The following is a 24,284-nucleotide window of genomic DNA, read 5'->3' on the forward strand; positions in this document are numbered from 1 at the left end:
GCCCGCATGCTCATCGACACCGACCGCAACACCGTGGTGGGCGTCACCTTCGCCGGCCCCGGCGTCGGGGAACTGGTGCACTCCGCCACCATCGCCGTCGCCGGCGAGGTACCCCTCGACCGGCTCTGGCACGCCGTCCCCGCCTTCCCCACCCTCGGCGAAATCTGGCTGCGACTGCTGGAAACCCACCGAGGCTGAAGTCAGCCACTGCGGGACGCCCGGGCCCGACCGGTGGCGCAGCTTTCCGGCGGTTCGCCGCACGGCCGTTGTTTCCCCAACGCCGGCGAGCCCAGCCGGAAAGCCGGATCCGGACCATCCGCAATCGAGGAGCAGGCGAAGGCCGCCGCGGCGGGCGCGCGGGCGCTCCTGGTCGTCAACGACGGCACCGCGAGCCACCCGGGACAAGGGCTCCTCGGCACGGTGCGGGTGGACAGCCAAGGTGAGCAGGCCTGGGGGGAGGCCCCGAGCAGGGGCCGTTTCGAAAAGTCTCATCACCTCGTTCCTGTGTCAGCGAGCGGGCGCTCAGTGCCGGGCGTGCGGTTGCCCCGGTGCGGGGGTGGCGGGACTGTGGGACACATGGTGAGTCGGTATCAAGGCGATGCGTTGCTGGTCGCCGGGCATCTGCAGATCCCCGTTCAGGCCGAGCTGATGGCCGGGCCTGACGCTTGGCGCGGCAGCCTGCGCGGTGTCCCGACGAGCCGGATTTTTGACCTGCTCGACAGTGACGAGCTCCGGCTGTGCATGCCGAACGGCCAGGAGCGCCGAGTCCGCCAGGAGCCGGCCAGTCACGCTCACGAGAGCGAGTTCACGATCGTGCCGATCTCGGGCGAGGGCTGCCCGCCGTTCTAGGCGCTCTGCGGCCCCGCTGCCTTGCTGGTGTCCTGTGCCACCGAATCCTGACCGTTTGCCGTCCCTGGGATCATGACCTTGACACGGCCGTGGCCGTCCGGCGTCACTGCTGTGGCCGACCGTGTGGAGGCGATTTTTCGAAGCGGCCGGTCCGAGGCACTCGCGGGCCGCGCAGCGGGAGCGTCCGGCTGAGGACGAGGTTGGTGGTCGTGCTCCCGAACTGGGCCAGCTCGTCGACGATCTCCTCCAGGTGGCCCATCGAGGTGGCCGCCACTTTGAGGACGTAGCAGTCGTCCCCGGTGGTGCGCAGGCACTCCAGGATCTCCGGGCGTTCCTCAAGCAGGCGACGCAACGGCTCGTGCCGGGTCCCCGGCCCCGGGTATTTCAGCCGAACCACCGAGAGCACCCCGTACCCGGTCCGCTCCAGGTCCACCTCCGCCCGGTACCCCGTGATCACCTCGGCCGCCTCCAGCCGCCGCACCCGCTCCTTCGTCGCCGACGCGCTCAGGTTCACCCGCCGCGCCAGCTCCGTGAACGCGATCCGGCCCTCCCGCTGGACCTCGGCCAGGATCGCCCAGTCCGTCGCGTCAAGACTCTCGGTCATCCGCCCACAATACCGGCGGATCCACGGCCGAACCGCCTCTGGACAGGCGGGAAACCCTTCTGGCGTCCGGTGCGCCCTGGCTAGGCTCGGCGGCGTGAAGATCGGAGTCAACGTCCTCAATTTCGGCCCCGGCAGCGACCCGGGCGTCCTTCGGAACTGGGCCCGGACCGTGGAGGGCCTGGGCTTCGACCTGCTGATGGTCTCGGACCACATCGCCATCACGCCCGACGTCGCCGAGCACTATCCGGCACCCTTCTACGAGCCCTTCACCACCCTGTCCTGGCTGGCCGGCCTCACCACCGGGGTCCGACTCGGCACGACCGTCCTCATCGCTCCCTACCGGCACCCGCTGCTCACCGCCCGGATGGCGGCCAACCTGCAGGAGCTGAGCGGCGGCCGGCTGGTTCTCGGCGTGGGAGTGGGCTGGGCACGGCAGGAGTTCGCCGCCCTCGGAGTCCCGTTCGAGCGGCGTGGACGACTGACCGACGAGCACCTGCGGGACATGCGGGCAGCATGGGCGGACACCGCCGCCTACGGCGAGCGGAGGATCCCTGTGTGGGTCGGCGGCAACAGTGACGCGGGGCTGCGCCGCGCCGTGCGGCTCGGGGACGCATGGCATCCGCTGCGCTGCACCATGCCGTGGCTGCGCGAAGCCGCGGTCAGGCTGAAGGCGTTCGCGCACGAGCAACGTCTGCCCGTGCCCGCCCTGGCCCCCCGGATCGCGCTCAGACTCACCGACGCACCGGTCGGCGGACCGGGCCGGCTCGCCGGTGAGGGCACGATCAACCAGATCATGGATGACCTCGACCAGCTGCGGCTGCTGGGTGCCGAGGCCGTCGTCCTCGACCCGTACGACGGCGACCCCCGCGAGACCTGCCACCCGCAGACGGCTTGGCAGGCACTCGACACGGTGGCCGCGCACCTGCACCCGACCCCGCACCCGAACGGAGCAGTCATGACCACACCCGACGACCACACCCTCCTGCGGCGGGCCATCGCGCTCGCGGCCCGGGCACGCGCGGCCGGCAACCCGCCGTTCGGCTCGCTGCTGTCGGGACCGGACGGAACGGTTGTGGCAGAGGAGCAGAACACGACCCTCACCGACCAGGACATCACCGCGCACCCGGAACTGAAGCTGGCGAGGTGGGCCGCAAAAGAGCTGGATGCGGCCACGGCGGCGGGAACCACGATGTACACCAGCTGCCAGCCGTGCGAGATGTGCGAGGCGGTCATCCAACGGGCGGGGCTACGGCGGGTGGTGTTCGCCCTGTCCAACGAACAGCTCGAGGACATCAGGCCGGGCAGCGGCCGGCCGCCCGTGCCGCAGGACGGCCCCGCGCTGCTCGACGAGGTGCGGGCCGTGGTCGAGGAGTACTACCGATGACCGTCTGACACCGCGGCCGTCGCCCGGCCCTTCCCCCTGGCCGCGATGATCGCCGGCTTCTGCGACAGCCCTGTGCTGGGCCCCGGCCCTCCTCGACCCGGATTCCGGGGCGCCGCCAGTACACGTAGTTCGAAGAGGACGCCGGGCTGGATGGCGGGCAGGGTGCCGTCGGCGTCGACCACTTATGACGGTGATGAGCTGGACACGGGTGGCGTTGATCTCCCGCATGAGGGTGAGGATGTCCTCCCGCAGGCTTCCCGTGCCGGGAATGTCGAGGCGGTACTTCTCCAGGATGTGGACGATGGCGGCCCGGACGAGTTCGCAGCGGTCGCACCAGCGGCGGTAGAGATCAGCTTCGCAGGAGAGGGGGCGGCCGCCGCGCGGGCCGTGCTTCCTGCGGCCGGCGGCCTGGTCGGCCTTCTCGGGGCTGACCGCCTTGATCCCGCGCCGTCGCAGGTAGGCGCGGATGACGCGGGGGAGTGGTCGGCAGCGACCGCGCCGGGCCAAGTGCGCGGGTGGCCGGCGGGGCCGCGGACCCTGGAGCCCCACAAGGACGAGCCGCCAAGCTGACCTATGCCTTGGTCGGCTCCTGACAGTCGGTCCGGCTCTTCGTCGTCGTCCTCGTCGAGTCCGGGCACGTCCGGGGCGCGCGCAGGGGCCGCAGCCCCTCGCGCGGACCTCACACATGCCCCGGCTGGGCGGGGCGGGCCCGACCATGCCGCCTCGGGTGGGCTCGGCCCAGTGGCAGACCGCGAGGCGGGGGCAGGCCACCCCCTTGCGCATCGCATGGCATCACACGACGCCGGGTGGCACCGCTTGGCGCCACCCGGCGTCGCCCGGTGCCACCCGGTGCCATTCCGCGCTCCCAACAGCGCATGAGCACGCATGGCGCCACAATCACTCAGACAGGCGCCAGCATGTTTTCGCAGGTCAGAGTGATTGCGTGAGCTGCCGTCCCCGGAGATGTCGCCGCACTGCTTGCGCGTGGAGCCATAATGGTGCCACTATGGCGTCATGGACCTCACGCCGTATATCGACACCCTCCGCCGCGAACTTGCGGTGGCCGCCGAAGCCGGCGGCGAAGAAGCCCGCGAGCTGGCAGAGAGGCTCACCGCTCCCCTGGAGTCGGCGACCCGGCTGACCATGCTCAACGTGCTCTCCGCCGCGATGGACGAGATCACCCGCGAACTCGCCCCCGGCTCGGTCGACGTACGGCTGCGCGGGCTCGACCCCGACTTCGTGGTGACATTGGCGCCCACCGACGGCGGCGCCCCCGCGGAGCCGGCCGAGCCCGTCGAACCGCTCAGGACCCCGGCCCCGGCCGACAGCGACGAGGGCGGCACCGCCCGCGTCAACCTGCGTCTGCCGGCCCACCTCAAGGCCCGCGCCGAGGAGGCCGCGAGCCGCGAGGGCCTGTCGGTCAACGCGTGGCTGGTGCGCGCCGTGTCGGCCGCGGTCGACGGCGGCACCCGGCCGCGTACGACGGAGAAGACCCAGAGCATCGGACAGAGCTTCACGGGCTGGGTGCGCTAGCCGCGCCCCTGCCCGCACCACTTCACCCACACCGCGTCCCACCAGCGGGGACGTCCCAAAGACCCAAGAGGACGGGACAGCCATGCCTTCTTTCGACACTCCCGAACCGATCTCGGCCACGGCGCACGTGGAGGCCGGTTCCATCCAGTTCACCGCAGGCGACCGCCTCGACACCGTCGTCGAGGTGCAACCCCGCGACCCGAAGCGGGACCAGGACGTACGGGCGGCCGACCAGACCGAGGTCACGTACGCGAGCGGCGTACTGACGGTCAGGACGCCCAAGTCCAATCTGTTCGGCCGCACCGGCACCGTCGACGTGACGGTCGAACTGCCCACGGGCTCGCGCATCGACACGACCGGCGCCTGGGTCCAGGTGCTCGGTGAGGGCCGGCTCGGCGAGGTCCGCGTGAAGACCTCGTCCGGCGACGTCCGCCTCGACACCACCGGCCCGCTGCAGCTGACCGCGTCGCACGGCTCGATCACCGTGGACCGGGTCGAGGGCATGGCCGAGATCACCACCAGCTCCGGCAGCCTGCGCGTCGGCCTCGTCGACGGCCCCGCCGTCCTGAAGAACTCGCACGGCACCACGACCGTCGGCGCCGCGACCGGCGAGCTGCGGGTGAGCGGTGCCAACGGTGACATCGAGATCCGGCGCGCCGAGGACTCGGTCACCGCCACCACCGCCCACGGCACCCTGCGCGTGGGCGACGTGGCCCGCGGCACCGTCCAGTTGGAGACCTCCTACGGCGCCATCGAGGTCGGCGTCCGCGAGGGCACGGCCGCCTGGCTCGACGTCAGTTCGGGCTCCGGCCAGGTGCGCAACACGCTCACCGCGTCCCAGACCCCGCAGAAGACCGAGGACACCGTCAAGGTCCGCGCCCGCACCCGGTACGGCAACATCGACGTCCGCCGCGCCAAGGCCTGAGCGCCTCCGCACCCCGCACCCCGCACCCCGCACCATCTTCAACTCACTTACTTCCCCTGCCACTTCAGCCTTCGAACGGGAGGGTTCCATGCCTTCTTCTGTCATGCCCACATCCAGGCAGGGTGACGGTCACCCGTCGCCGGCCGCCGTCTCCACCGTCGGTCTGCGCAAGTCGTACGGCGACAAGACCGTCCTCGACGGCATCGATCTGCACATCCCGGCCGGGTCGGTGTTCGCGCTGCTCGGACCCAACGGCGCCGGCAAGACCACCGTCGTGAAGATCCTGTCCACGCTCATCACCGCCGACGGCGGGCAGGCCCAGGTCGCGGGCCACGACGTCGCCACGTCACCGGACGGGGTCCGGGCCGCGATCGGCGTCACCGGGCAGTTCTCCGCCGTCGACGGCCTGATCACCGGCGAGGAGAACATGCTCCTCATGGCCGACCTGCACCACCTCTCCCGCAGCGAGGGGCGGCGGGTCGCAGCCGAACTCCTGGAGCGCTTCGACCTGGTGGAGGCAGCGAAGAAGCCTGCCTCCACCTACTCCGGCGGCATGAAGCGCCGCCTGGACCTCGCCATGACCCTGGTCGGAAACCCGCGGATCATCTTCCTCGACGAGCCCACCACCGGCCTCGACCCCCGCTCCCGCCACAACATGTGGGGAATCATCCGCGAGCTCGTCACGGGCGGCGTCACCGTCTTCCTCACCACCCAGTACCTGGAGGAGGCCGACGAGCTCGCCGACCGCATCGCGGTCCTGAACGACGGCAAGATCGCCGCCGAGGGGAGCGCCGACGAGCTCAAGCGGCTGATCCCCGGCGGCCACGTCCGGCTCCGCTTCACCGACCCGACCGCGTACCAGAGCGCCGCCGTCGCGCTGCGCGAGGTCACCCGGGACGACGAGGCGCTGTCCCTGACCATCCCCAGCGGCGGCAGCCAGCGCGAGCTGCGCTCCCTCCTCGACTGGCTGGACTCCGCCGGCATCGAGGCGGACGAACTGACCGTGCACACCCCCGACCTCGACGACGTGTTCTTCGCCCTGACCAGCTCCAGCGTCCCCAACCAGCCCAAGGAGACTGCCCGATGAGCACCCTCTCCCTCGCCGTCCGCGACTCGTCCACGATGCTGCGCCGCAACCTCCTGCACGCGCGCCGCTACCCGTCGCTGACCCTGAACCTGCTGCTGACGCCGATCGTCCTGCTGCTGCTGTTCGTCTACGTCTTCGGCGACGTGATGAGCGCGGGCATCGGTGGTGGCGGCGCCGATCGCTCGCAGTACATCGCGTATCTCGTCCCGGGCATCTTGCTGATGACCGTTGGCGGCACCCTGGTCGGGACCGCGGTGTCCGTCTCCAACGACATGACCGAGGGCATCATCGCCCGCTTCCGCACGATGGCGATCCACCGCGGTTCCGTGCTCATCGGACACGTCATCGGCAGCGTGCTGCAGGCGGTCATCAGCGTGGTTCTCGTCGGTGCCGTCGGCGTGGCCATCGGCTTCAGGTCCACCGATGCCACGGCCTTGGAGTGGATCGCGGCGTTCGGGCTGCTCGCGCTGTTCGCCCTGGCGTTCACCTGGATCGCGGTCGCGATGGGCATGGTCAGCCCGAGCGCCGAGGCGGCCAGCAACAACGCGCTGCCGCTGGTCTTCCTGCCGCTCATCTCCAGCGCCTTCGTCCCGGTCGACGCGATGCCGGGGTGGTTCCAGCCGATCGCCGAGTACCAGCCGTTCACGCCGGCCATCGAGACCCTGCGCGGGCTGCTGCTCGGCACCGAGATCGGCAACAACGGGTGGATCACCATCGTCTGGTGCCTGGGGCTGGCCGTGCTCGGCTACTTCTGGTGCAAGTCGCTGTTCAACCGCGACCCGAAGTAGCGGGAGAGGGACCGGACAGCAGCCTTGCGGGCCACCGCCCCCAGCTCGTCCCACTCCAGGGCGGCGTACTCCGGCACCGCGTCGGCGTACGCCGCCCCGTCGGCGTCCTCCGCTGCCTGCCGGCCCGCGCCGCCACGGTGCCGTGATCACCCGGCGCCTGATGCGCGAGTTCTCAGGGAGCCCCCGAGGCGATCACGTTTGCCCAGGTCCCCGTTGGTTCGTTCACGAACCGGTGGAGTTCCCGTTGCCGAGGGGCCAAGCCTCGATGTCGCGGTAGTGGATCGGTCCGCGGCTACGGCCGACGTTGCTGCCGACCAGGTGCAGACGTTCGGCAGCCCATCGGCGTCCGGTGAAGCCGGCGAACCCTTCGGCGATTTCTCCTGCCGAGGACCGATCTCCCCGGCGGGCACGGGCCAACGTCAGATGGGGGCGCAGGGGCCGATCCTCGAAGACGACCCCGCAGTCCTTGACGGTGGTACGCACATCGGCGGCGAGCAGGTGCAGCTCATCGAGGTCTCCGTCGATTCCGCTCCACAGCACCCGGTCGTCGAAGGTTCCGCTGCCGCGTAGTGCCAAACAAAGTGGTTGCTGGTCCGCCGCAAGGTTGGCGAGAGGCGGTCGCAGGAGCGGAACTGTCCCGGCCGGCAGCTCCCCGAGGAACGCCAGGGTGATGTGCCAGTCTTCGATGCGATTCCACCGCATATGAGGGTGCGTGGCATAGGCGGGGCGCAGCTCCCGGGCCAGTTCTTCTTTCGCGTGGTCGGGCGGGGCGAGGGCGATGAACACGCGAACGGTCGCGCGCTGAGTCTGATCGTTCACACCGCACTTCGTACCGCACCCGGGTAGTGGATGCGACGGCCCGGGTACTGCAGGAGAGGCGCTCGCGATGCCGAGGAAGCCACTTCCGGCGGGCGGCGACAGGGCCGCGCGGCTGGAACCACAGACCGGGGCAGGAGCATGCCGGCCTGCGCCGGGCCGCGTTTCGCCGGCCGGGGTGGCAGCGCCGAAGAGCTCCTGGACGACGGACCACATCAAACCCGTCGGGCGGTGGAGTTGCTCGTGGGCAAGGCAGCTTCGTCCGGGTCATTGGACGGGCAGCAAGGGGATCGTGCCGCCCGGAGGGGGCCTTGCGCACGCAGCTGAAGCCCATCTGACCTCCCGCCACATCGAAACCGCGCGCTGTCGCGGACGGCCGCCGTGGTGGAACCCCACGGTTCCCCGAGGACGCAGCCGGCTTCGTCTCATCGCTGTGACGATCGAGACGGCTGTCTATCCGTGGTCCGGGCTTGGTCGGGCGGTGTCGTTCGAGGTTGTTGCGGGTTTGGTGTGGAGGACTTCGCGGGCCTGTTCGGCGGCGCGGGTGATGCTTTCGCTGATGAAGTCGAGGAAGCGGGCGATGTTCTCCAGGCGGGTGGCGGCGGGGGTGTGGGGGCCGAGGACGGCGACGCCTTGGCGTGCGGTTTCGACGAGCTGGTCGTTGGACCGGGCGCTGGCGATCGTCGCCTGGTAGAAGAGTTCGTCGTCGACGACGTAGCGGTCGCGGCGGCGTTCGTCGCGTTCTCGGCGGACGAGGCTCTGGCTCTCCAGGAAGGCGATCGCTTTGGAGATGGACGCCGGGCTGACCTGGAGGCGCTGGGCGAGCTGGGACGCGGTGAGGCTGCCCGCGTCGGTGGTGAACAGGCAGGTCAGCACCCGGGCCGTCATCTTGGTCAGGCCCGAAGCCATGAGGACGGTGGTGAACGTCTCCTCGTACTCGGCCACGGCCCCGGCGTCGCGCCCGTGCGGCTGGGGCACTGACTCCGGCCCTGGGGAGGAGGCGGGCCTGCGCCGGTGGGCGCGGCGTTCGGTGGCGCGGTGGGCCAGGTCGGCGCGGTAGGCGGTGGGGCCGCCATTGCGCATCACCTCACGGGTGATCGTCGAGGTCGGACGGTCCAGGCGCCGGGCGATCTCGGCGTAGGGGAGGCTGTCGGCCAGCCCCAGCGCGATCTGCTGGCGTTCCTGCTGGGTGAGTCTGCCTCCCGGCATCGCGATCTCCCTGGTGATCCTTCGTGGCGGTCCCTGACCCCCTCACTATAGCGTTCACTTCTCATCCATTGCAATGATCAGAGTGATTGTCGTTGCGTTCCCTTCAAGACCGTTGCAACAGTTACCCGGTGTCTACCTGCGTTGATGTCAATTCTGCGCAACGGGTATGTTGTCGGATTCTTGAAAGCAACGTAGCGTTTCCTGTGTCAGAAACAACGAGCGAGCATGGGAGAGCACGATGCAGAAGTTCGACACCCCCGCCCCGATCTCCGCCGTCCTGGACATCCCCGCCGGACGCATCCAGTTCATCGCCGCAGACCGCGCCGACACCACCGTCGAGGTCCGGCCCGCCAACCCCTCCAAGAGCCGCGACACCAAGACCGCTGAGCAGACAGCCGTCGCCTACGCCGACGGCGTCCTGCGGATCACGGCCCCGGCCCCCGACAACCAGCTCTTCGGCCCCTCCGGATCCCTGGAGGTCACCGTCCAGCTGCCGGCCGGCTCCCGCATCGAGGCCAAGGCCGCCGGCGCCGAGCTCCGCGGCGTCGGACGCCTCGGCGACATCGCCTTCGAAGGCGCGTACCGCCAGATCAAGATCGACGAGGCCGCGAGCGTCCGCCTCACTGCGATCGACGGCGACGTCGAGGTCGGCCGGCTGGGCGGCCCCGCGGAGATCAGCACCGCAAGGGGCGACATCCGGATCACCGAGGCCGTGCGCGGCACGGTCGTGCTCCGCACCCGGTCCGGCAACATTTCGGTCGCCGCCGCCGCCGGCGTCTCGGCCGCCCTGGACGCCGGCACCGACCACGGCCGCGTCAGCAACGCCCTCAAGAACGATGGCACCGCCGAACTCGACATCCGTGCCACCACCTCCCGCGGCGACATCACCGCCCGCAGCCTCTGACGGAGCAGAACCAGGACGATCCGGCCGGGCCCACCGCGATCGAGAACCCATCGGTCGTCGCCGAGGACGCGGCCGTTCGTCCCAAGGGGCCCGCGATCCACGTGCCGGGCCTGGACAAGCCGTACAAGACGCCTCACGCGACCAGGGGGAACACATGGCGAAGAACAGCACTTCCTCGACCGGTTCGAAGTGGACCGGCATGGTGCCGGTCCACGACACGGCCCTGGCCGTCACCGACACCGGCGGTCCCGGGATCCCGGTGCTCTACCTCAACGGCCAGTTCGCCACCCAGGGGTACTGGCGGCGCGTCATCGCCGAACTGGGGACAGGGTGGCGGCACATCACCTACGACGAGCGGGCCCGCGGCAAATCGAAGCGGTCGGCGGACTATTCCTTCCAGGCAGCCGTCCGGGACGTCGATGCCGTACTCGCGGCCAGGGGTGTGGACCGGGCGCTGCTGGTGGGCTGGTCCTACGGGGCGTTCGTCGGGGCGCACTGGGCCGGCCGGAATCCGGAGCGTGCCCTGGGCGCGGTCCTGGTCGACGGCGCGTTCCCGTACGACTGGCTCGACGAGGCCATGGAGCAGCGGATCCGGAAGCTGTTTAGGCGGATGAGCTGGTTCCTGCCGCTGCTGCGCCCGACGGGCCTGGCCCCGCGGATGACCGCCGAACAGCAGGCGAACAGCAACATCGAGCTCGGCAGGCTCTCCCGCGAGCGCGAGCTGGGCCCCGTGCTGGACAACATCACCGTCCCGGTGCGGTATGTGGTCGCTTCGGGGACGTCCTTCGGAAGCCGCGGCGATGAGCAGGAACGCATACGCACCAGCCTCGATGCGGTGACCGCCCACAACCCGAACATCCAGATCGGCGCGAAGGTCGCCAGCAACCACGGTGCGATCCTCAAGAAGGACTTCCCGGCCATCGCCGAGGCCGTACGCGAGGTCGCCGCCCTCGACCGCGGGGGGCGCTGAAGACACGGCTTTCCGGCAGGCCGTTACGCATGGGCCACGACCTCGCCGGCCGTGACCTGGGGAGGGCTGGGGAACAGGGAGGCGAGGCGGTCCCGTACGAAATCCGCCGCCCGATCGGTCGATTCCTCGGCGCCGGCCGGGTCCTGAAAGACACTCGTCGAGACCATCACCCCGCCCCCGGCATCGACCCAGTAATAGGCCACGAAGCCTTGGACCTGGCGGAGGAGCGGCAGGAACCCCTCGTTCACCTGGCGCCCCGCCTCGGCCGGATCGGTTACCCCTTCGTACCGCCGAACCACTGCATACATGGCTGATCTCCTGACTGGATCGCTGGGCTGCCTTCTGCGAAGACGGCATACCCGCCGCAGGACGTGCGGTGTGCGCGAAGCGTGCCGCAATCACCGGAAGGACCCTCATCGGTGATCCGAATGGCGGCTTCCGGCACTGCTCCGGTGCCCGCACGCCGGACGACGGCCGCACCTGGCGTTGCGGGGCACCCACCACAGCGCAGAGCTGTTCAAGCAGTCCGGCGCACACCCGCACCCCGCTCACCTGCCACGGTCGCCGTCGCCGTCGGGTGGCCTGTACCAGCCGGCGCCGCGCGGCCCGGCAGGGCGGGACTCATCCGGGGGCACCCCACCCCGGCCGCTACTCCTTCGGGCCGATCGCCTCCATGGGCGGGGTGCGCAGCACGGCCCGCGTGGGAAGTAGAGCTGCCGTGACCGTGAGCGCGGCGGTTCCTCCCGCGATGACCAGATAGACCAGGGGGGGAACGGTCGGCCAGGGGCTGTTGGTGAGGGCGAGGGAGACCAGCACCAGCGCGGGGACGGAGGCCAGTGTGCCGATACCCACTCCGGCGAGGACCACGGCGAGGCTTTCCCACCGCATCATCCGCATCACCTGGGTCGCGGTCGTGCCGCCCAGCCGCAGCAGGGCGAACTCCCGGCGCCGTGCAGCCGTGTTCATCATCTGAGTGTTGGCCACCGTCACTCCCGCGTATACGAGGGTCAGGGCGGCCAGCAGGTAATTGACCCAGGCGTTGGCTTCCTGCTGCCGCATCTGTTCACCGGCGGCGCCAGGATCCTGCACCGCAGTGCCGGGGTAGCGTCCGGCCACGTGGGCCAGCGCCGCCGCCGTGCCGTGCGCATCCGCATCCGTCACCGTCCGCACGAGCACGGATGCGTCCAGGTGGGACGTCGTGTGCGCCAGCAGCAGGTCGTGGTCGAAGGTGATATCCGCAAAGCCCATGCCGCGTTCGTAGACGGCGACCACGGTGGGGGAGAGCGATGTTCCGTCTCCCAGTTGCAGGCGCACTCGGTCGCCAAGGCCCCGCCCCAGCTCGGACGAGGCAACCGCGCTGAGGGCGATGGTGTTGCGGTTGAGACGGTCCAGTCTGCCTGCGCGCGGCTTCAGATCCATCGTGGCGCCCAGGGCGGTGGGATCCACACCCTGGGCACTGAGGGCCACCGGTTCGCCTCCCGTGTGGGCGGGGGTGGCGACGACGGTGGTTCTCACCACACCGGTCGCGCTTTTCACCTCGTGCAGGCGGCGCACCTCGTCGGCGACGTCCGGCGCCACACCCTCGGCCGCCGTCAGTACGTGGCTGGCGACCATGCCGTCACGCATCTGCTCGCGGGCGGCCTGCACAGCGGTGGTCTGGGCGAAGACCACGGTTGCGGCGAAGGACACGGCCAGGATCAGCGGGGTGACGGCCGCGGCGAGGCGGCGCAGGTGGGCGCGGTGGTTGGCCGCGGCCAGATAGCCGGTGACCTTGGACGTTCTCAGAAGCGGTGCCAGCACGAGCAGCGACATCCGCGCCATCAGCGGCCCCAGGACGGCCGCTGTGATCACCATGACGAGGACGAGCGAGTTGGCGAGCCCGACCAGGGCGGTGAAGTCGCCGCCGCGAGTCAGACCCGTGACGAAGACCGCGACGGCACCGGCAGCCAGCACACATCCGGTGATCAGACGGCCCTTGCCCAGGTCCGGCCGCTCCAGGGCGGCTTCACCCAGCGCCTCGATCGGCCGGATGCGGTTGGCGCGTCTGGCGGCGACGAGGACGGCTGTGGAGGCGGTCAGCACCGTCATCACCACAGCGCCTGCGGCGGACAGAGGCCCGATCACCGGCTGGAAATCGGGTGGAACGAAACCGTGCACGGCCAGCCGGTCCCGCATCCCGTGCACCACGGCCACACCGACCGGCCAGCCCAGCAGTCCTCCCACGAACGCCACCACCAGCGCTTCGGCCGTCATCATGCGACGGATCTGGCCAGGAGTTGCTCCCACCGCCCGCAGCAAAGCCGTCTCGCGGCGGCGGTGCGCCATCGCCAGCGACAGAGTGCTGGTCACCACGAAGACGGTGACCAAAAAGATGTTCCCGGCGACCGCAGATGCCACGAGGACCAGCGTGGAACCCGTGGCGGCCACGTCCAGGAACTCGGCCTGGCCCCGGTCCTGACCCCGGTACACGGCCAAGTGCTGGTCACCGAGCGCGGCCGCGACGGTGCCGGCCAGCTGCTTGGTGCTGCTTCCGGGAGCCGCCAGCACCCCGACGGCGTCCACGACACCGTCCCGTGCCGCCAGACGCTTGGTCAGATCGTCGGAGAAGAAGACGACGGACCGCCGCGGTGAGGACACACCGTGCAGGGCGACAACACCTGTGACGCCAAAGCGTTGCGGCCTCGACCGGGTCATCAGCGACACAGTGTCGCCCACAGCCACCTGGGCCCGCTGGGCGAGCTTTTCGTCGAGCACCACCTGGTGGTCTCCGACCGGTGCCCGCCCGGAGAGCAGCGTGTAGGGGCCCATCCGGGTGCTGGACCAGTTGTGCCCCGTGGAAGGGGCTCCGTTCGCCCCGGGCAGCACGATGCCGCCGGGTCCGATCACCCGCGCGGGCACGCCGATGTCCGTGACCACGCTGCCCACCCCCGCAACCGCCGCCAGGCGCCGGGCGACATCCGCCGCCACGGGGACCCGCTCCACCAGCGGCTGGGCCATGGCGGCCTTGCTCTTGCCGGCCGGGCGCGGGCTGTGCGCCTCCTGGCGGCCTGCGACCACGACGTCGGCGGCCGCGTACCGCTCGGGCGGTTGGGACGTGCGCAACCCCGATTCCAGCAGGATTCCGCACACGCTGAGCACCGCAGATCCCAGGAACAACGCCACGAAGGTGCCGATGAGGCTGCCCTTGCGGGTGGCGAGGGTCTTCAGGGCGAGGACGAGCATCAGGCGGCCTTGCGCAGACCGGCCATCGCGGCCGCCACCCGGTCGGCGGTCGGAGAGGCCAGATCGGTCACGATGCGCCCCTGTGCAAGGAAGACGGCGCTGTCGGTATGGGCGGCGGCGACGGGGTCATGCGTCACCATCACCACCGTCTGCCGCAAGTCGGTGACGGCCTGGCGCAGCAGGCCCAGGATGTCCCGTGCGGTTTCAGGATCCAGAGAGCCGGTCGGCTCGTCGGCGAAAATGACTTCAGGGCGGGTCACCAGGGCGCGGGCGATCGCGACCCGCTGCTGCTGACCGCCGGACAGTTCGGCCGGAACATGGCCCAGACGATCGCTCAGGTCCATCCTGGCGACGATCTCCCCGAGCCACTCCCCATCCGCCCGGCGGCCCTGCAGCCGTAGCGGCAGCGTGATGTTCTGCATCACCGTGAGCGACGGCAGCAGATTGAACGCCTGGAAGACGAACCCCATCCTGGCGCGACGCAGCCTCGCAAGCGGCGTCTCTTTCAGCTGGGACAGTTCGGTGGAGCCCAGCCGCACCGAGCCGGAGGTGGGACGGTCCAGTCCCGCCGCGCAGTGCAGGAAGGTGCTCTTGCCCGACCCGGAGGGCCCCATGACCGCGGTGAAGGTGCCACGGGCAATGTCCGCGCTGAGGCGGTCCAGCGCCAAAACCGCCTGCGGGCCCTTCCCATAACGCTTGGTCACCTCGCGCAGCCGGACCGCGATGTCGCCCTCGCCCGCCGCGCTGCGCGGCTGCCGACTCCAGCGGCTCATGTGCTTCATCTCCTCATCCGATCGGTTCACGGCCGGCTACCGGGGGCGGACCCGCCTCCCATTGCATGCCGGGCAGAGCGCCGTTTCCTCAGCCGTGCAAATGAAGCCCGCGCCGAAGTCCACTGCGGCGGCAGGTCCTTGGGCCGTGGCCGTTGCGCCTGCTCATAGCGCGCGGCTGCTGATGGTGGTCACTGTGGGAAGGGAAGGGGCCCTTCAAGCCATGCAATTCACCTGACGCAGAGCGTCTTGCGTGCGGTGGTGAGCCAGGCGGAGACCTGGCCGGCATTCCAGGTGTCCGGGTCGGCGTTGGCGGTCAGCACCAGTTGCCGGGTGCCGTCGGCGCTGGTGAAGGCGTTGGTCTGGGTTCCCAGGACGGTCCCGGTGTGGCCCCACATGGTGACGCCGCACAGCTGGATTTTTTCCAGGCCCAGTCCGTAGCCCTTGGTCGGATCGGCGGGATCGACCTTGTAGGGACCGGCCTTCATCATGTCGTTCAGCTGGGCCTTGGGCAGGAGCTTGCCGGTGAGCAGGGCCCTGTCGAAGCGGGCCAGATCGTTGACGGTCGAGGTCAGTGCGCCCGCCGCCCAGGTGGTGGAGGGGCTGATGGCGGAGGTGATGTCCTTGGGCGCGTGGCCGGGTTGGTTGATGAGGTATCCGTGCGCGGCCGGCTTTTGGACCTTCAGGGAGCGGACGGGGAGTTTGGTGTCGCGCAGCCCGAGGGGTTGGATGATGCGGCGGTTGAGTTCCTGCTTGTAGGAGTGGTGGGTGACCTTTTCGATGATCAGGCCCAGCAGGATGTAGTTGGTGTTGGAGTAGGAGAACTTCGTGCCGGGCGTAAACAGCGGTGCATGGGCGTTTGCCAACGCCACCAGCTGGTGCGGTGATCGGTAGTATCCGGCGTCGCCGTGCAGGTAGGGGGTGGCGAAGGCCGGGTCCTGGTCGAAGGGGTACAGGCCGCTGGTGTGGTTGAGCAGCTGGCGCACGGTGATGTGGTCGCCGCCTTTGATGATGCCCGGCAGGAGCTGCTGCACGGTGTCGTCCAGGCCGAGGCGGCCTTCGGCCGCCAACTGCAGCACCAGGGTGGCGGTGAACGCCTTTGTGTTGCTACCGATGCGCAGATGGTCCGCGCTGGTCATGGGCCTCTTGGTCGCCAGGTCGGCGTAGCCGGCCGCGGCGGTTGCGGTGCGGCCGTGGTCTCGGACGAGGGCGATCGCTCCGGGCAGACCTGCCTCGGTCAGCTGGCGGACGGCCTGCTGGACGGCATGGCCGGCAGCCCAGGGGCGGCCCTGTGCCGTGTGAGGGGCCGCTGTGTGTGAGGGGGCCGTGTGATGGCCGGCGGCGAAGGCGGTGGCGCCGGGTGCAAGGACGGCTGCGGCCGCGCTCGCGGCACACAGGGGGGCGACCCACCTGCCGCGCCGGCGTGTCGGGCGCGCAGGAGTGGTGGCGTCACGGGTCATGAAAGTAGCTCCAGGAGGCAGGTTCTTTTTCCGCGTCGGCGGATCGGTATGTCACCAGCCTGTGTGCGGCCAGGACCAAAGACGTCCGTCCCTCGGACCACCCACGGGCTCCACCCTGTGGGGGAGGGGAGCATGCTGCTCCGTCCGCCGGCCGAGAGCCGCCGCCACCCGGCGCAGCCCTGCCGGCGGTATGCGGGGCCGGTCGTGGCGGCCGACGTGAGCCGGTTCGGGCCGCAGCAGTGGAACCGGTGCGCCGAGGATCCCGGCAGCCCGTCGGGCCGTGCGGGCGGGCACCGGGAAAGGGGGCCAGGGCCGGGCCAGGCGTGTCCTGTCAGCGACAGCGAGCCGAACGGGGAAGGCAAGCGGGCAAGTCAACGTGATGGACCAGGGGACCGGTCAGGAAGCGGAACCCGTTGTTGCCGCGCTGGGCCTCTCACAGATGCAGGAGAGGATCTGCCTGATGCTGCCGGCGTCTGGCGGCAAGCACTTCGAACAGCTCGCCGGCATCCTGGCCCTGACGGCGCAGGCCGCGGCCACGGACCTGTCCGGCCTGGCAGCAATCGGCCTCGTGACCAGACAGGACCATGCGGCCGGCAACCGGTACACGGCTGTGGCACCCGATGTCGCGGTGGCGGCGCGGTGATGCAGCGCCAACTGGCCCTGCTGAAGGTCCAGTCACACATTGACGCACTGATGCACACCTACCGCTCCCGTGCGGGCGGCGTCGGCACGCCGGCCGAGCTCATCCGCAGCTCGGATGAACCCCGGAGTCTGCCCGGCCCGGAATCCCACCGTTTCGCCCGCTCGTGGGCGATGGCCGGATGTGTGGGGGACCGGTCCTTGCTCCTGGCGGCGGGTGGGCCGGAGGCTGGCAGGTATGAGCACGTTGAACGGCCGGGCCGGCGCGGAGGGCTGCCTGCACACGCATCCTGTGGTGATGGTCCTCTATGACGGGGTGCAGGCGCTGGATGTGACGGGGCCGTTGGATGTTCTGGCGGCCGCCAACGAGCACGGGGGCTGCTACCGGGTTGTTGCGGTCTCTCCCGGCGGTAAGGAGGTGCGGACGACCTCCGGGTTGCGGCTTGCCGCCGATGGGGTGCTTGAGGAGTGGTCCGGGCGGATCGGCACGCTCATGGTTCCCGGCCGCCCGGACTGGCGCGTGGCCGTGGAAGACCGCGGGCTGATCGAGGAGTTGACGCGGCTGGCCCGCTCGGCCTGCCGGGTGGCCTCCCTGTGCGCGGGAGCCTTTCCGCTGGCGACGGCGGGCCTGCTGGACGGGTGCCGTGTGGCCACTCACTGGCGGCTGGCCGATCAGTTGGCCGCCTACTATCCCTCGGTGCACGTGGACCGTGATGCGATTTTCATCCGTGACGGACGGATCGTCACCTCGGCGGGAGTGACGGCAGGCATCGACCTGACGCTGTCCTTGGTGGAGGAGGACCTGGGGCCCGAGGCGGCGCGGGCTGCGGCGAAGGATCTGGTGGTCTTCATGGCCCGGCCGGGCGGCCAGTCCCAGTTCAGTGTCCGGCTGCGCGCACGGTACTGCCGCAGCGCGACGGTCCGCGCGGTGCTGGACGCTGTGACGGCCGCTCCCCATGTGGATCACCGGCTGGGCGCGCTGGCGGCACGGGCGGGCGTCAGCGTGCGCCACCTGACCCGGCTGATCCGCCAGGAGACCGGCACCACGGCCGCCCGGTTCGTCGAGCAGATCCGCCTGGAGGCGGCGCAGGGCATGCTCGAGTCGGGCACCGACCCGTTGGACACGGTCGCCCGCAGGAGCGGATTCGGATCCGCGGAAACGCTGCGCCGTGCGTTTCAACGCGAATTCGGAATTACCCCCGGCGCCTACCGTGCGCGTTTCCGTACCACGCAGCCGGAATGCCCCAGGACGCCGCCCGGCCCCGCCGGCGCAGTGCCCGGTGGCCCGGCAACGGGTTGGTGACCGCCTTGCCCCGTATATGAGGTCAGGCGGAGAATTTTCCCATGGATGGGCGAAGCGGGCTGAGCAGGCCGCACCTGGTGGTGATGGTGCTGTTCGACTGCGTTCAGTTGCTGGACGTCACCGGGCCGCTGGAGGTGTTCGCCGCGGCCAACGACCAGGGCGCCCGCTACCGGTTGCTGACCGCCTCGTGCGATGGGCAGGAGGTGGTGACCACGGCGGGTGCGCGGCTGGCGGCGGACGTGGCCCTGGAGGAGTTCACCGGCACAATTGACACCCTGATCATCCCCGGCCGCTCCGACTGGCGGGCGGCGGTGTCCGACGCCTCCCTCATCGCCGGGATCAGCCGTCTGGCCGGGTTCTCCCGCCGGGTGGCCTCGGTATGTGCCGGCGCGTTCCCTCTGGCGGCCACAGGACTGCTGGACGGGCGCCGGGCGGCCACGCACTGGTGCCTGGCCGGCGACCTGGCCAGGTACTTCCCCTGCATCCAGGTCGATCCCGACTCCATCTTCGTGCGGGACGGTCATCTCATCAGCTCCGCCGGGGTCACCTCCGGTATCGATCTGGCGCTGTCGCTGGTGGAGGAGGACTTCGGCCCCCAGGTGGCGCGTGCGGCGGCGAAGTATCTGGTGGTCTTCATGGCCCGGTCGGGCGGCCAGTCACAGTTCAGCGTCCGCCAGGCGGCCCGGCAGCCCCGTCACCAGGTGGTGCGGCAGGTGATGGACGATGTCACGGCGGATCCCGCCGCCGATCACAGCCTTCAGACCGTGGCAGGCCGGGCCGGCGTGAGCGTGCGCCAGCTCACCCGGCTCTTTCGGGCCGAGACCGGGATGACCGTGATCCGTTTTGTGGAGCAGATCCGTATCGAGGCGGCGCAGGGGCTGCTCGAGTCCGGCACCGACCCGCTGGACGTCGTGGCCCGCCGCTCCGGGTTCGGCTCCGAGGAAACCCTGCGCCGTGCCTTCCAGCGGGAACGCGGTGTCGCCCCGGGCACGTACCGGGCGCGGTTCAGGACCACCTTCACGGCCCACTCGGCCACGGCGCAAGCCCACTGACCGCCCCCTATTTTCTTCATTTTCTTCCGGCCTGCCCTCATGTTCGGCCGTACTTACCGCTGAACGGGCCAAGGTTTCCTTTTCGCGCCGGATTCGGAAATCAGTCGGACTTTTCCCACGTTGCCGAGTCCGTAACGCGACAAAGGAGGCGTTTTGATGGCTGCCCTCGGCAGTTTCATTTTTCCGGAAGGGGCACGCAGGCATATGCGTTTCGACGCCCTCGTGCGCCGCCGAATACCGCCCGCAGCCGTCGACCTCCTGCTCGCCCCGCTGCTGGCGGCGGCCGCCCTCACCGAGGTGGCCGCTCCTCATCCGGCCGGGCGCGGCCTGGATGCGGTGGGCATCGCAGTGGCCCTGATGGTAGGGGCTCCCTTTGCGGTGCATCGCCGATGGCCGGTGGCCGCGCTGGTGGCCGTCGGCGCGGCGGCGGCCACGCTGCAGGCGCGGCACTCCATCGCCTCGCCGGGCGTCGGCGGGGGCGCCACCGTCGGCACGGTACTGCTCGTCGTTGGGGCGGCGGTCTTCCTGACCACGGTCCGCTCCCGACGCTGTCCGACCTACCGGCTGCTGGCCGTGACGGCACTGGCCGCCGGCGGCACCGAAGCACTGATGGGCCGGGCCGACGGTATCGGCTCGGCGCTCGTCGTGGGCGTCCTGGTGGTCGCCGCGTGGGCTCTGGGATGCCAGGTGCGGGCCCGCCGTGCCATGGCGGCCGAGGTGCTTGAGCATGCGGCCGCCCTGAAGCGGGAGCAGGTCGCGCTGGCGCGGACCGCGGTGGTGGAGGAGCGGGCCCGGATCGCCCGTGAACTGCACGACATCGTGGCCCACCATGTGAGCCTGATGGTCGTGCAGGCCATCGCCGCCGACCGCGTCCAGACCAACAACCCGGGCAAGACCCGTGAGCTGCACGCCGCCATCGAAAAGACCGGCCGCGCCACCGTCGCGGAGCTGCGGCGCCTGCTTGAGTTGCTGCGCACCGAGGAAGACGAGGCGGTGACGGGGCGCTCGCCGCAACCGGGGATCGCCGATATTCCCCAACTGCTCACCTCCATGCGCGAAGCCGGGCTTGACGTGGAGTCCGTCTCCACGGGCACGGCGTGCCGGCTGCCGGCCGGCACCGAGCTGACCACCTACAGGGTGGTGCAGGAAGCGTTGACCAACACGCTGAAACACGCCGGACACACGCGTGCGGCCGTCACCTTCGACTGGCGGCCGGACCGCCTGACGGTCACCGTGCGCGACGACGGCCCGCTCGCCGGTGCCGTCCGCCATGTCGTGCCGCCCGGCGGGGGGCACGGCCTGACGGGCATGCACGAACGTGTCGCCGCCGCCGGCGGCAGCCTCAACGCCGCTCCGCTGCCCGGCGACGGCTTCCTCGTCCGCGCCCACCTGCCCCTCACCGAGCCCTGCGACAACGAAACGGACTGCCCCCGATGACCGCCACCCGCATCCTGCTCGTCGACGACCAACCCATGATTCGTACCGGGTTCCGTCTCATCCTGGAAGCCGAACCCGATCTGACCGTGGTCGGCGAATCCGGCGACGGCCTGGCCGCCATCGCCGACGCCCGCGACCTGCAGCCCGACGTCGTGCTCATGGACATCCGCATGCCCCGCCTGGACGGAGTGGAGGCCACCCGCCGCATCCTTGAGACCGGGTCGGCGGCCCGGGTGATCATCCTGACCACCTTCGACCTGGACGAACACGTCCTGGACGCACTCCGCGCCGGGGCCGGCGGCTTCCTGGTCAAGGACGGCCCGGCCGACTCCCTCGTCGAGGCGATCCGCACGGTCGCCTCGGGTGATGCGGTCATCTCACCGCGGGTGACCCGCAGGCTCCTGGAGCGGTTCGCCGCGCTCCCTGAACCGGCGCCCGCCCCACCGAGCCTTAACGCACTCACGGAACGGGAAACGGACGTGCTGCGGGTCCTGTCCCGCGGGTTGTCCAACGCTGAGATCGCCGCCGAACTCTTCGTCAGCGAAGCCACCGTGAAGACCCATGTCGCCCACATCCTCGACAAGTTCGACCTGCGCGATCGTCTACAGGCCGTCATCCTCGCCTACGACACGGGCCTTGCCCTGCCCTGCACCCGCGCCCGGCCGTAGGACCCACCGGTCGGTAGGAGGCATCCACCACGGTCATTCCTGCGGATGACGTCCACCATCGCCACCTCGAGCGATGCCCGTCGGCGCGGTGACGCGCAGGCTGGAGACAGTCAACAGCCGCCTCCCCGTTGGCGGTAGCCGGCCCCCGTCCGGCAGGCGGCCAAAAATCTCTTGAGGAATGACTTGATGACGACGACCACGCTCGACCTGACCGCTCTCTGCCCGTCGGTCCTCTGGCCGTGCCCGCCCCCTTTGCGCATCACCCTCGTCACGGAGCCCGACTGCAGCATGCTCGTCAGCCTGAGCGGCGAACTGGACATCGCGACCGCCCCCGCCGCCAAGAGCGCACTCGACTTCTGCTTCAGCCTCGACCACAGCCGAGGCGTGACCATCGACGCAGCCGACCTCACCTTCATCGACTCGGCCGGCCTGCGTCCCCTGGTCGAGGCCCACGCGCTTGCCCAACGACGTGGGCAGTGGCTGCGGATCGCGCCGATGAACGCTGCGCTGCACCAGGTGGTGTTTTTGACCCGACACACCCACCGGCTGCTCGACTGCACAGCAGCCGGCCCGGGCAGCACCGACCGGATAGTGCCCGGCACATCGCTGCCCAAGCGGTGATCCGCAGCGTCGCGGCCCACGGCAGCGTTCCGCCACCGGGCCTTCGCGCGGTGCGGTTTCGACCGGGACCTTCAGCTTGCCCGGCCGCTTCCTGCCGGACGGGCCTGCCCGCCGAGGGATCCTGGAGCCAAGGCCCGCGCCCAGTAGTACCGGGCGATCGGGCCATCACGTCCACACGCCGGGTCATGCCACACTTGCGGCAGATCTTGCTGTGGGCCTCCCGGTCGTCGTCACGCGCAGCACCGCGCCCACGCGCCATCCCTCCGGCTCACGGGTCACCTCGATCGCTTCGGACAGTGCCTCGACGATGGCCAGGCCGCGGCCGTGCTCGGCCAGTTCCTGCGGGATGACGAGCCGGTGTGCCACCAAAGGAGCTCCGGAATCCGTCACGCACATGTGCAGCCGGTCCGTCTGCTGGAGGAGGCGGATGGTCATTTCCGCGTGGCCGTAGCGGACGGCGTTGGCGGCCAGTTCACTGATGACCAGTGCAGCCGTGCTGAGGTCGCCCCCACTCACTCCCCACAGGGAGAGCAGGCCGGTGCTCCAGTGACGGGCGACGCCGACACTGGCAGGCTCGGTAGGCAGCGCCACCACAGCTGTTCGAGCAGGACCCGTCACCGGCACAGTCATCCGGCGTGTGCCGTCCCCGGTCAGTACGGCCTGGTGAGCTGCAGGATCGGGATCACGCGGACGGGACGCCATGGCGACCTCCAAGGGTGCCTGTGCGGCGGAGGATCCGCCGGTACATGGTGGGTAACCGTGTGCGCCCGTGTGTTCATGGCCGTGCCCCCGGACCTGTTTCCCACGTTTGTGGCCCTGACTTCGTAGGTGAAAGGTGAGAGAGGCTGATGCCGCGTTCGGGCAACAGATGTTGATCAATCGGGCCCGGTGTGTTCCTGACGTCCGAGAGCACCCGGTCGGCGCGTCGGGGCAAGCGGAGGGCCGCTGAGCGGGACGGATCATCCGGGCCCCGATTCCGGGTGACTGGCTCAACGACTGCCGCTGAACGCGCCGACGTCCCTTATCGGGCCCGGTTTCGCGGGGCCTCGCCCCTGCCGCACAGCCGGTAGGTGCACGGTGTGGGGGTGCCCAGGCGGCGCTGGAACAGGCAGTAGGCCGCGGCCCCGAGCAACGCGCCGACCAGCGGGGCGACCAGATAGACCCACAACAGCCGGGTACCACCGGACAGCAGCGCGGGGCCCAGCTGGCGTGCCGGGTTCGCCGAGCCCCCGCTCAGTCCCCCCAGCGCGGTGATGATCAGGGCCGTGGCTGCGCCGACGGCGTACGGCAGCCAGCGGCTGATGGCGGGGTAGGCCAGGAAGAACCCGACCATCAAGACCACCAGCATCAGGCAGCCGCCTTCCGCGAGCACCAGCGCAGTCGTGTTCCACGCGGGGTCGGGGTGCACAGCGGCGTAGCGCATCGATGACCGGGCAACCACCGGCCCCCAGCACAGCCGCCCCAGCGCGGTGCCTGCCACCGAGCCTGCCAGCTGCGCGGCGGCGTAGGCGGGCACATAGCGTCCGGGGAAGGCCCCCATCAGCCACAGCGCGACACTGATCGCGGGGTTCATATGGGCGCCGGAGCAGCGCCCTGGCAGGGAGGTGATCAGCACCACGAGGACGATCCCGACCACCACGCCCACGATTGCCGTCGCCGCCCTCGTGCTGTCCACGCCGACCGGTGAGTCCGGTGACGTCAGCCAGCGGACGGCGGTGACGACGCTGTACAGCAGGACGGACGTCAGCACGAACTCCCAGGCCGCGCCGGGCAGCCCGTACAGCAGGCGGCGGCTCGGGCAGACGGCAGAGGAATCCGGCCTGCCGGTGGCCTCTTGCGGGGGCACCTTTCGACGGTACGTCGCAGGCAGACACCGCGCAGGCAGGCAAGCCGTGACCGGCGGCCTGAGCCGGTCTCGGCCGGTCCCGCAGAGGGCGCGCGCGTGCTTGCCCGGGGGCGCTTAAGTGTCGCCCACGGCGCGGAGGGCATCGCGTGAGCACCTCGCCCGGGTCCCGGTGGGACACGCGCGCCACCGTGGTGAGC

23 protein-coding genes and 4 pseudogenes are annotated in these 24,284 nt (G+C 70.4%); 16 read left to right on the top strand and 11 right to left on the bottom strand.

The window, feature by feature from the left end:
* Together ACWCP8_RS35090 and ACWCP8_RS35095 are read left to right on the top strand one after the other, a co-directional pair.
* A pseudogene (locus ACWCP8_RS35090) lies at positions 1-198 on the top strand (pyridine nucleotide-disulfide oxidoreductase); the annotation flags it as partial.
* Between the two features lie 378 nt (positions 199-576).
* Positions 577-849, top strand: a complete 273-nt coding sequence (locus ACWCP8_RS35095) for a hypothetical protein (protein WP_352271213.1) — start codon at positions 577-579, stop codon at positions 847-849.
* Between the two features lie 103 nt (positions 850-952).
* Here the strand turns inward: ACWCP8_RS35095 and ACWCP8_RS35100 are convergent, their stop codons facing one another.
* Entirely contained in the window at positions 953-1,453 is a 501-nt protein-coding gene (locus tag ACWCP8_RS35100) for an Lrp/AsnC family transcriptional regulator (RefSeq protein ID WP_352271212.1), read from the bottom strand.
* A 94-nt stretch (positions 1,454-1,547) separates the two neighbouring features.
* Here ACWCP8_RS35100 and ACWCP8_RS35105 point away from each other — a divergent pair.
* Together ACWCP8_RS35105 and ACWCP8_RS35110 are read left to right on the top strand one after the other, a co-directional pair.
* Positions 1,548-2,412 (top strand): annotated as a pseudogene (locus tag ACWCP8_RS35105) (LLM class flavin-dependent oxidoreductase).
* A complete protein-coding gene (locus ACWCP8_RS35110) occupies positions 2,409-2,837 on the top strand; it encodes a nucleoside deaminase (RefSeq protein WP_352271208.1) in 429 nt (142 codons plus the stop codon). The pseudogene ACWCP8_RS35105 and the gene ACWCP8_RS35110 overlap by 4 nt, the downstream one beginning before the upstream one ends.
* Before the next feature lie 180 nt (positions 2,838-3,017).
* On the opposite strand, the pseudogene ACWCP8_RS35115 reads toward ACWCP8_RS35110, so the two are convergent.
* Positions 3,018-3,185 (bottom strand): annotated as a pseudogene (locus ACWCP8_RS35115) (TetR family transcriptional regulator); the annotation flags it as partial.
* Positions 3,177-3,376: pseudogene (locus ACWCP8_RS35120) on the bottom strand (IS5/IS1182 family transposase); the annotation flags it as partial. The pseudogenes ACWCP8_RS35120 and ACWCP8_RS35115, both read right to left, overlap by 9 nt.
* 475 nt (positions 3,377-3,851) lie before the next feature.
* On the opposite strand from ACWCP8_RS35120, the gene ACWCP8_RS35125 reads away from it, so the two are divergent.
* The 4 genes from ACWCP8_RS35125 to ACWCP8_RS35140 all read left to right on the top strand — a co-directional run bounded on the left by ACWCP8_RS35125 (position 3,852) and on the right by ACWCP8_RS35140 (position 7,170).
* On the top strand, positions 3,852-4,370 hold the full coding sequence (locus ACWCP8_RS35125) for a toxin-antitoxin system HicB family antitoxin (protein WP_451120350.1): 519 nt from the start codon (positions 3,852-3,854) through the stop codon (positions 4,368-4,370).
* Between the two features lie 82 nt (positions 4,371-4,452).
* Positions 4,453-5,295, top strand: coding sequence for a DUF4097 family beta strand repeat-containing protein (locus tag ACWCP8_RS35130; protein ID WP_356007014.1), 843 nt, complete (start codon positions 4,453-4,455; stop codon positions 5,293-5,295).
* A 103-nt stretch (positions 5,296-5,398) separates the two neighbouring features.
* Positions 5,399-6,382, top strand: a complete 984-nt coding sequence (locus tag ACWCP8_RS35135) for an ATP-binding cassette domain-containing protein (protein ID WP_451120352.1) — start codon at positions 5,399-5,401, stop codon at positions 6,380-6,382.
* Positions 6,379-7,170 (top strand): ABC transporter permease, encoded by a 792-nt coding sequence (locus ACWCP8_RS35140; protein ID WP_382845017.1) that lies wholly within the window; start codon positions 6,379-6,381, stop codon positions 7,168-7,170. Before ACWCP8_RS35135 ends, ACWCP8_RS35140 begins: the two co-directional genes overlap by 4 nt.
* Positions 7,171-7,392: 222 nt before the next feature.
* Here ACWCP8_RS35140 and thpR read toward each other — a convergent pair whose 3' ends face one another.
* Entirely contained in the window at positions 7,393-7,989 is a 597-nt protein-coding gene (gene thpR / locus ACWCP8_RS35145) for an RNA 2',3'-cyclic phosphodiesterase (RefSeq protein ID WP_451120354.1), read from the bottom strand.
* Positions 7,990-8,439: 450 nt separating this feature from the next.
* Complete coding sequence (locus ACWCP8_RS35150) at positions 8,440-9,195, bottom strand: helix-turn-helix domain-containing protein (protein ID WP_451120356.1); 756 nt, start codon at positions 9,193-9,195, stop codon at positions 8,440-8,442.
* A gap of 238 nt (positions 9,196-9,433) precedes the next feature.
* Between ACWCP8_RS35150 and ACWCP8_RS35155 the strand changes: the two genes are divergently transcribed.
* Entirely contained in the window at positions 9,434-10,099 is a 666-nt protein-coding gene (locus ACWCP8_RS35155) for a DUF4097 family beta strand repeat-containing protein (RefSeq protein ID WP_451120358.1), read from the top strand.
* A 154-nt stretch (positions 10,100-10,253) separates the two neighbouring features.
* Positions 10,254-11,069, top strand: a complete 816-nt coding sequence (locus ACWCP8_RS35160; RefSeq protein ID WP_382845028.1) for an alpha/beta fold hydrolase — start codon at positions 10,254-10,256, stop codon at positions 11,067-11,069.
* A gap of 23 nt (positions 11,070-11,092) precedes the next feature.
* On the opposite strand, the gene ACWCP8_RS35165 is transcribed toward ACWCP8_RS35160, so the two are convergent.
* The 4 genes from ACWCP8_RS35165 to ACWCP8_RS35180 all read right to left on the bottom strand — a co-directional run bounded on the left by ACWCP8_RS35165 (position 11,093) and on the right by ACWCP8_RS35180 (position 16,521).
* Complete coding sequence (locus ACWCP8_RS35165) at positions 11,093-11,377, bottom strand: hypothetical protein (RefSeq protein WP_352271194.1); 285 nt, start codon at positions 11,375-11,377, stop codon at positions 11,093-11,095.
* A gap of 340 nt (positions 11,378-11,717) precedes the next feature.
* Positions 11,718-14,291 (bottom strand): FtsX-like permease family protein, encoded by a 2,574-nt coding sequence (locus tag ACWCP8_RS35170; RefSeq protein ID WP_451120360.1) that lies wholly within the window; start codon positions 14,289-14,291, stop codon positions 11,718-11,720.
* The gene (locus ACWCP8_RS35175) at positions 14,291-15,073 is read right to left on the bottom strand and encodes an ABC transporter ATP-binding protein (protein WP_451120362.1); all 783 of its coding nucleotides are present in this window, start codon (positions 15,071-15,073) and stop codon (positions 14,291-14,293) included. Before ACWCP8_RS35175 ends, ACWCP8_RS35170 begins: the two co-directional genes overlap by 1 nt.
* A gap of 218 nt (positions 15,074-15,291) precedes the next feature.
* Positions 15,292-16,521, bottom strand: a complete 1,230-nt coding sequence (locus ACWCP8_RS35180) for a serine hydrolase domain-containing protein (protein ID WP_451120364.1) — start codon at positions 16,519-16,521, stop codon at positions 15,292-15,294.
* A gap of 379 nt (positions 16,522-16,900) precedes the next feature.
* On the opposite strand from ACWCP8_RS35180, the gene ACWCP8_RS35185 reads away from it, so the two are divergent.
* The 6 genes from ACWCP8_RS35185 (at position 16,901) to ACWCP8_RS35210 (ending at position 22,241) form a co-directional block, all read left to right on the top strand.
* Positions 16,901-17,164: a hypothetical protein gene (locus ACWCP8_RS35185; protein ID WP_451120366.1), complete on the top strand. Its 264-nt coding sequence runs from the start codon at positions 16,901-16,903 to the stop codon at positions 17,162-17,164.
* 234 nt (positions 17,165-17,398) lie between these two features.
* Positions 17,399-18,463, top strand: coding sequence for a GlxA family transcriptional regulator (locus ACWCP8_RS35190; RefSeq protein ID WP_451120368.1), 1,065 nt, complete (start codon positions 17,399-17,401; stop codon positions 18,461-18,463).
* Between the two features lie 41 nt (positions 18,464-18,504).
* Positions 18,505-19,515, top strand: a complete 1,011-nt coding sequence (locus ACWCP8_RS35195; RefSeq protein WP_451120370.1) for a GlxA family transcriptional regulator — start codon at positions 18,505-18,507, stop codon at positions 19,513-19,515.
* A 204-nt stretch (positions 19,516-19,719) separates the two neighbouring features.
* Positions 19,720-20,952, top strand: coding sequence for a sensor histidine kinase (locus ACWCP8_RS35200; RefSeq protein WP_451120372.1), 1,233 nt, complete (start codon positions 19,720-19,722; stop codon positions 20,950-20,952).
* Complete coding sequence (locus ACWCP8_RS35205; protein WP_451120374.1) at positions 20,949-21,620, top strand: response regulator; 672 nt, start codon at positions 20,949-20,951, stop codon at positions 21,618-21,620. The genes ACWCP8_RS35200 and ACWCP8_RS35205 overlap by 4 nt, the downstream gene beginning before the upstream one ends.
* A gap of 186 nt (positions 21,621-21,806) precedes the next feature.
* Positions 21,807-22,241: an STAS domain-containing protein gene (locus tag ACWCP8_RS35210; protein ID WP_451120376.1), complete on the top strand. Its 435-nt coding sequence runs from the start codon at positions 21,807-21,809 to the stop codon at positions 22,239-22,241.
* Between the two features lie 183 nt (positions 22,242-22,424).
* Here ACWCP8_RS35210 and ACWCP8_RS35215 read toward each other — a convergent pair whose 3' ends face one another.
* Together ACWCP8_RS35215 and ACWCP8_RS35220 are read right to left on the bottom strand one after the other, a co-directional pair.
* Positions 22,425-22,943 carry an ATP-binding protein gene (locus tag ACWCP8_RS35215; RefSeq protein ID WP_451120378.1) on the bottom strand — a complete coding sequence of 173 codons (519 nt, stop codon included), beginning with the start codon at positions 22,941-22,943 and terminating at the stop codon, positions 22,425-22,427.
* 319 nt (positions 22,944-23,262) lie between these two features.
* A complete protein-coding gene (locus ACWCP8_RS35220; RefSeq protein ID WP_451120380.1) occupies positions 23,263-24,087 on the bottom strand; it encodes an MIP/aquaporin family protein in 825 nt (274 codons plus the stop codon).
* Between the last annotated feature and the right edge of the window lie 197 nt (positions 24,088-24,284).

It is taken from the genome of Streptomyces sp. NPDC002206, from assembly GCF_053593595.1.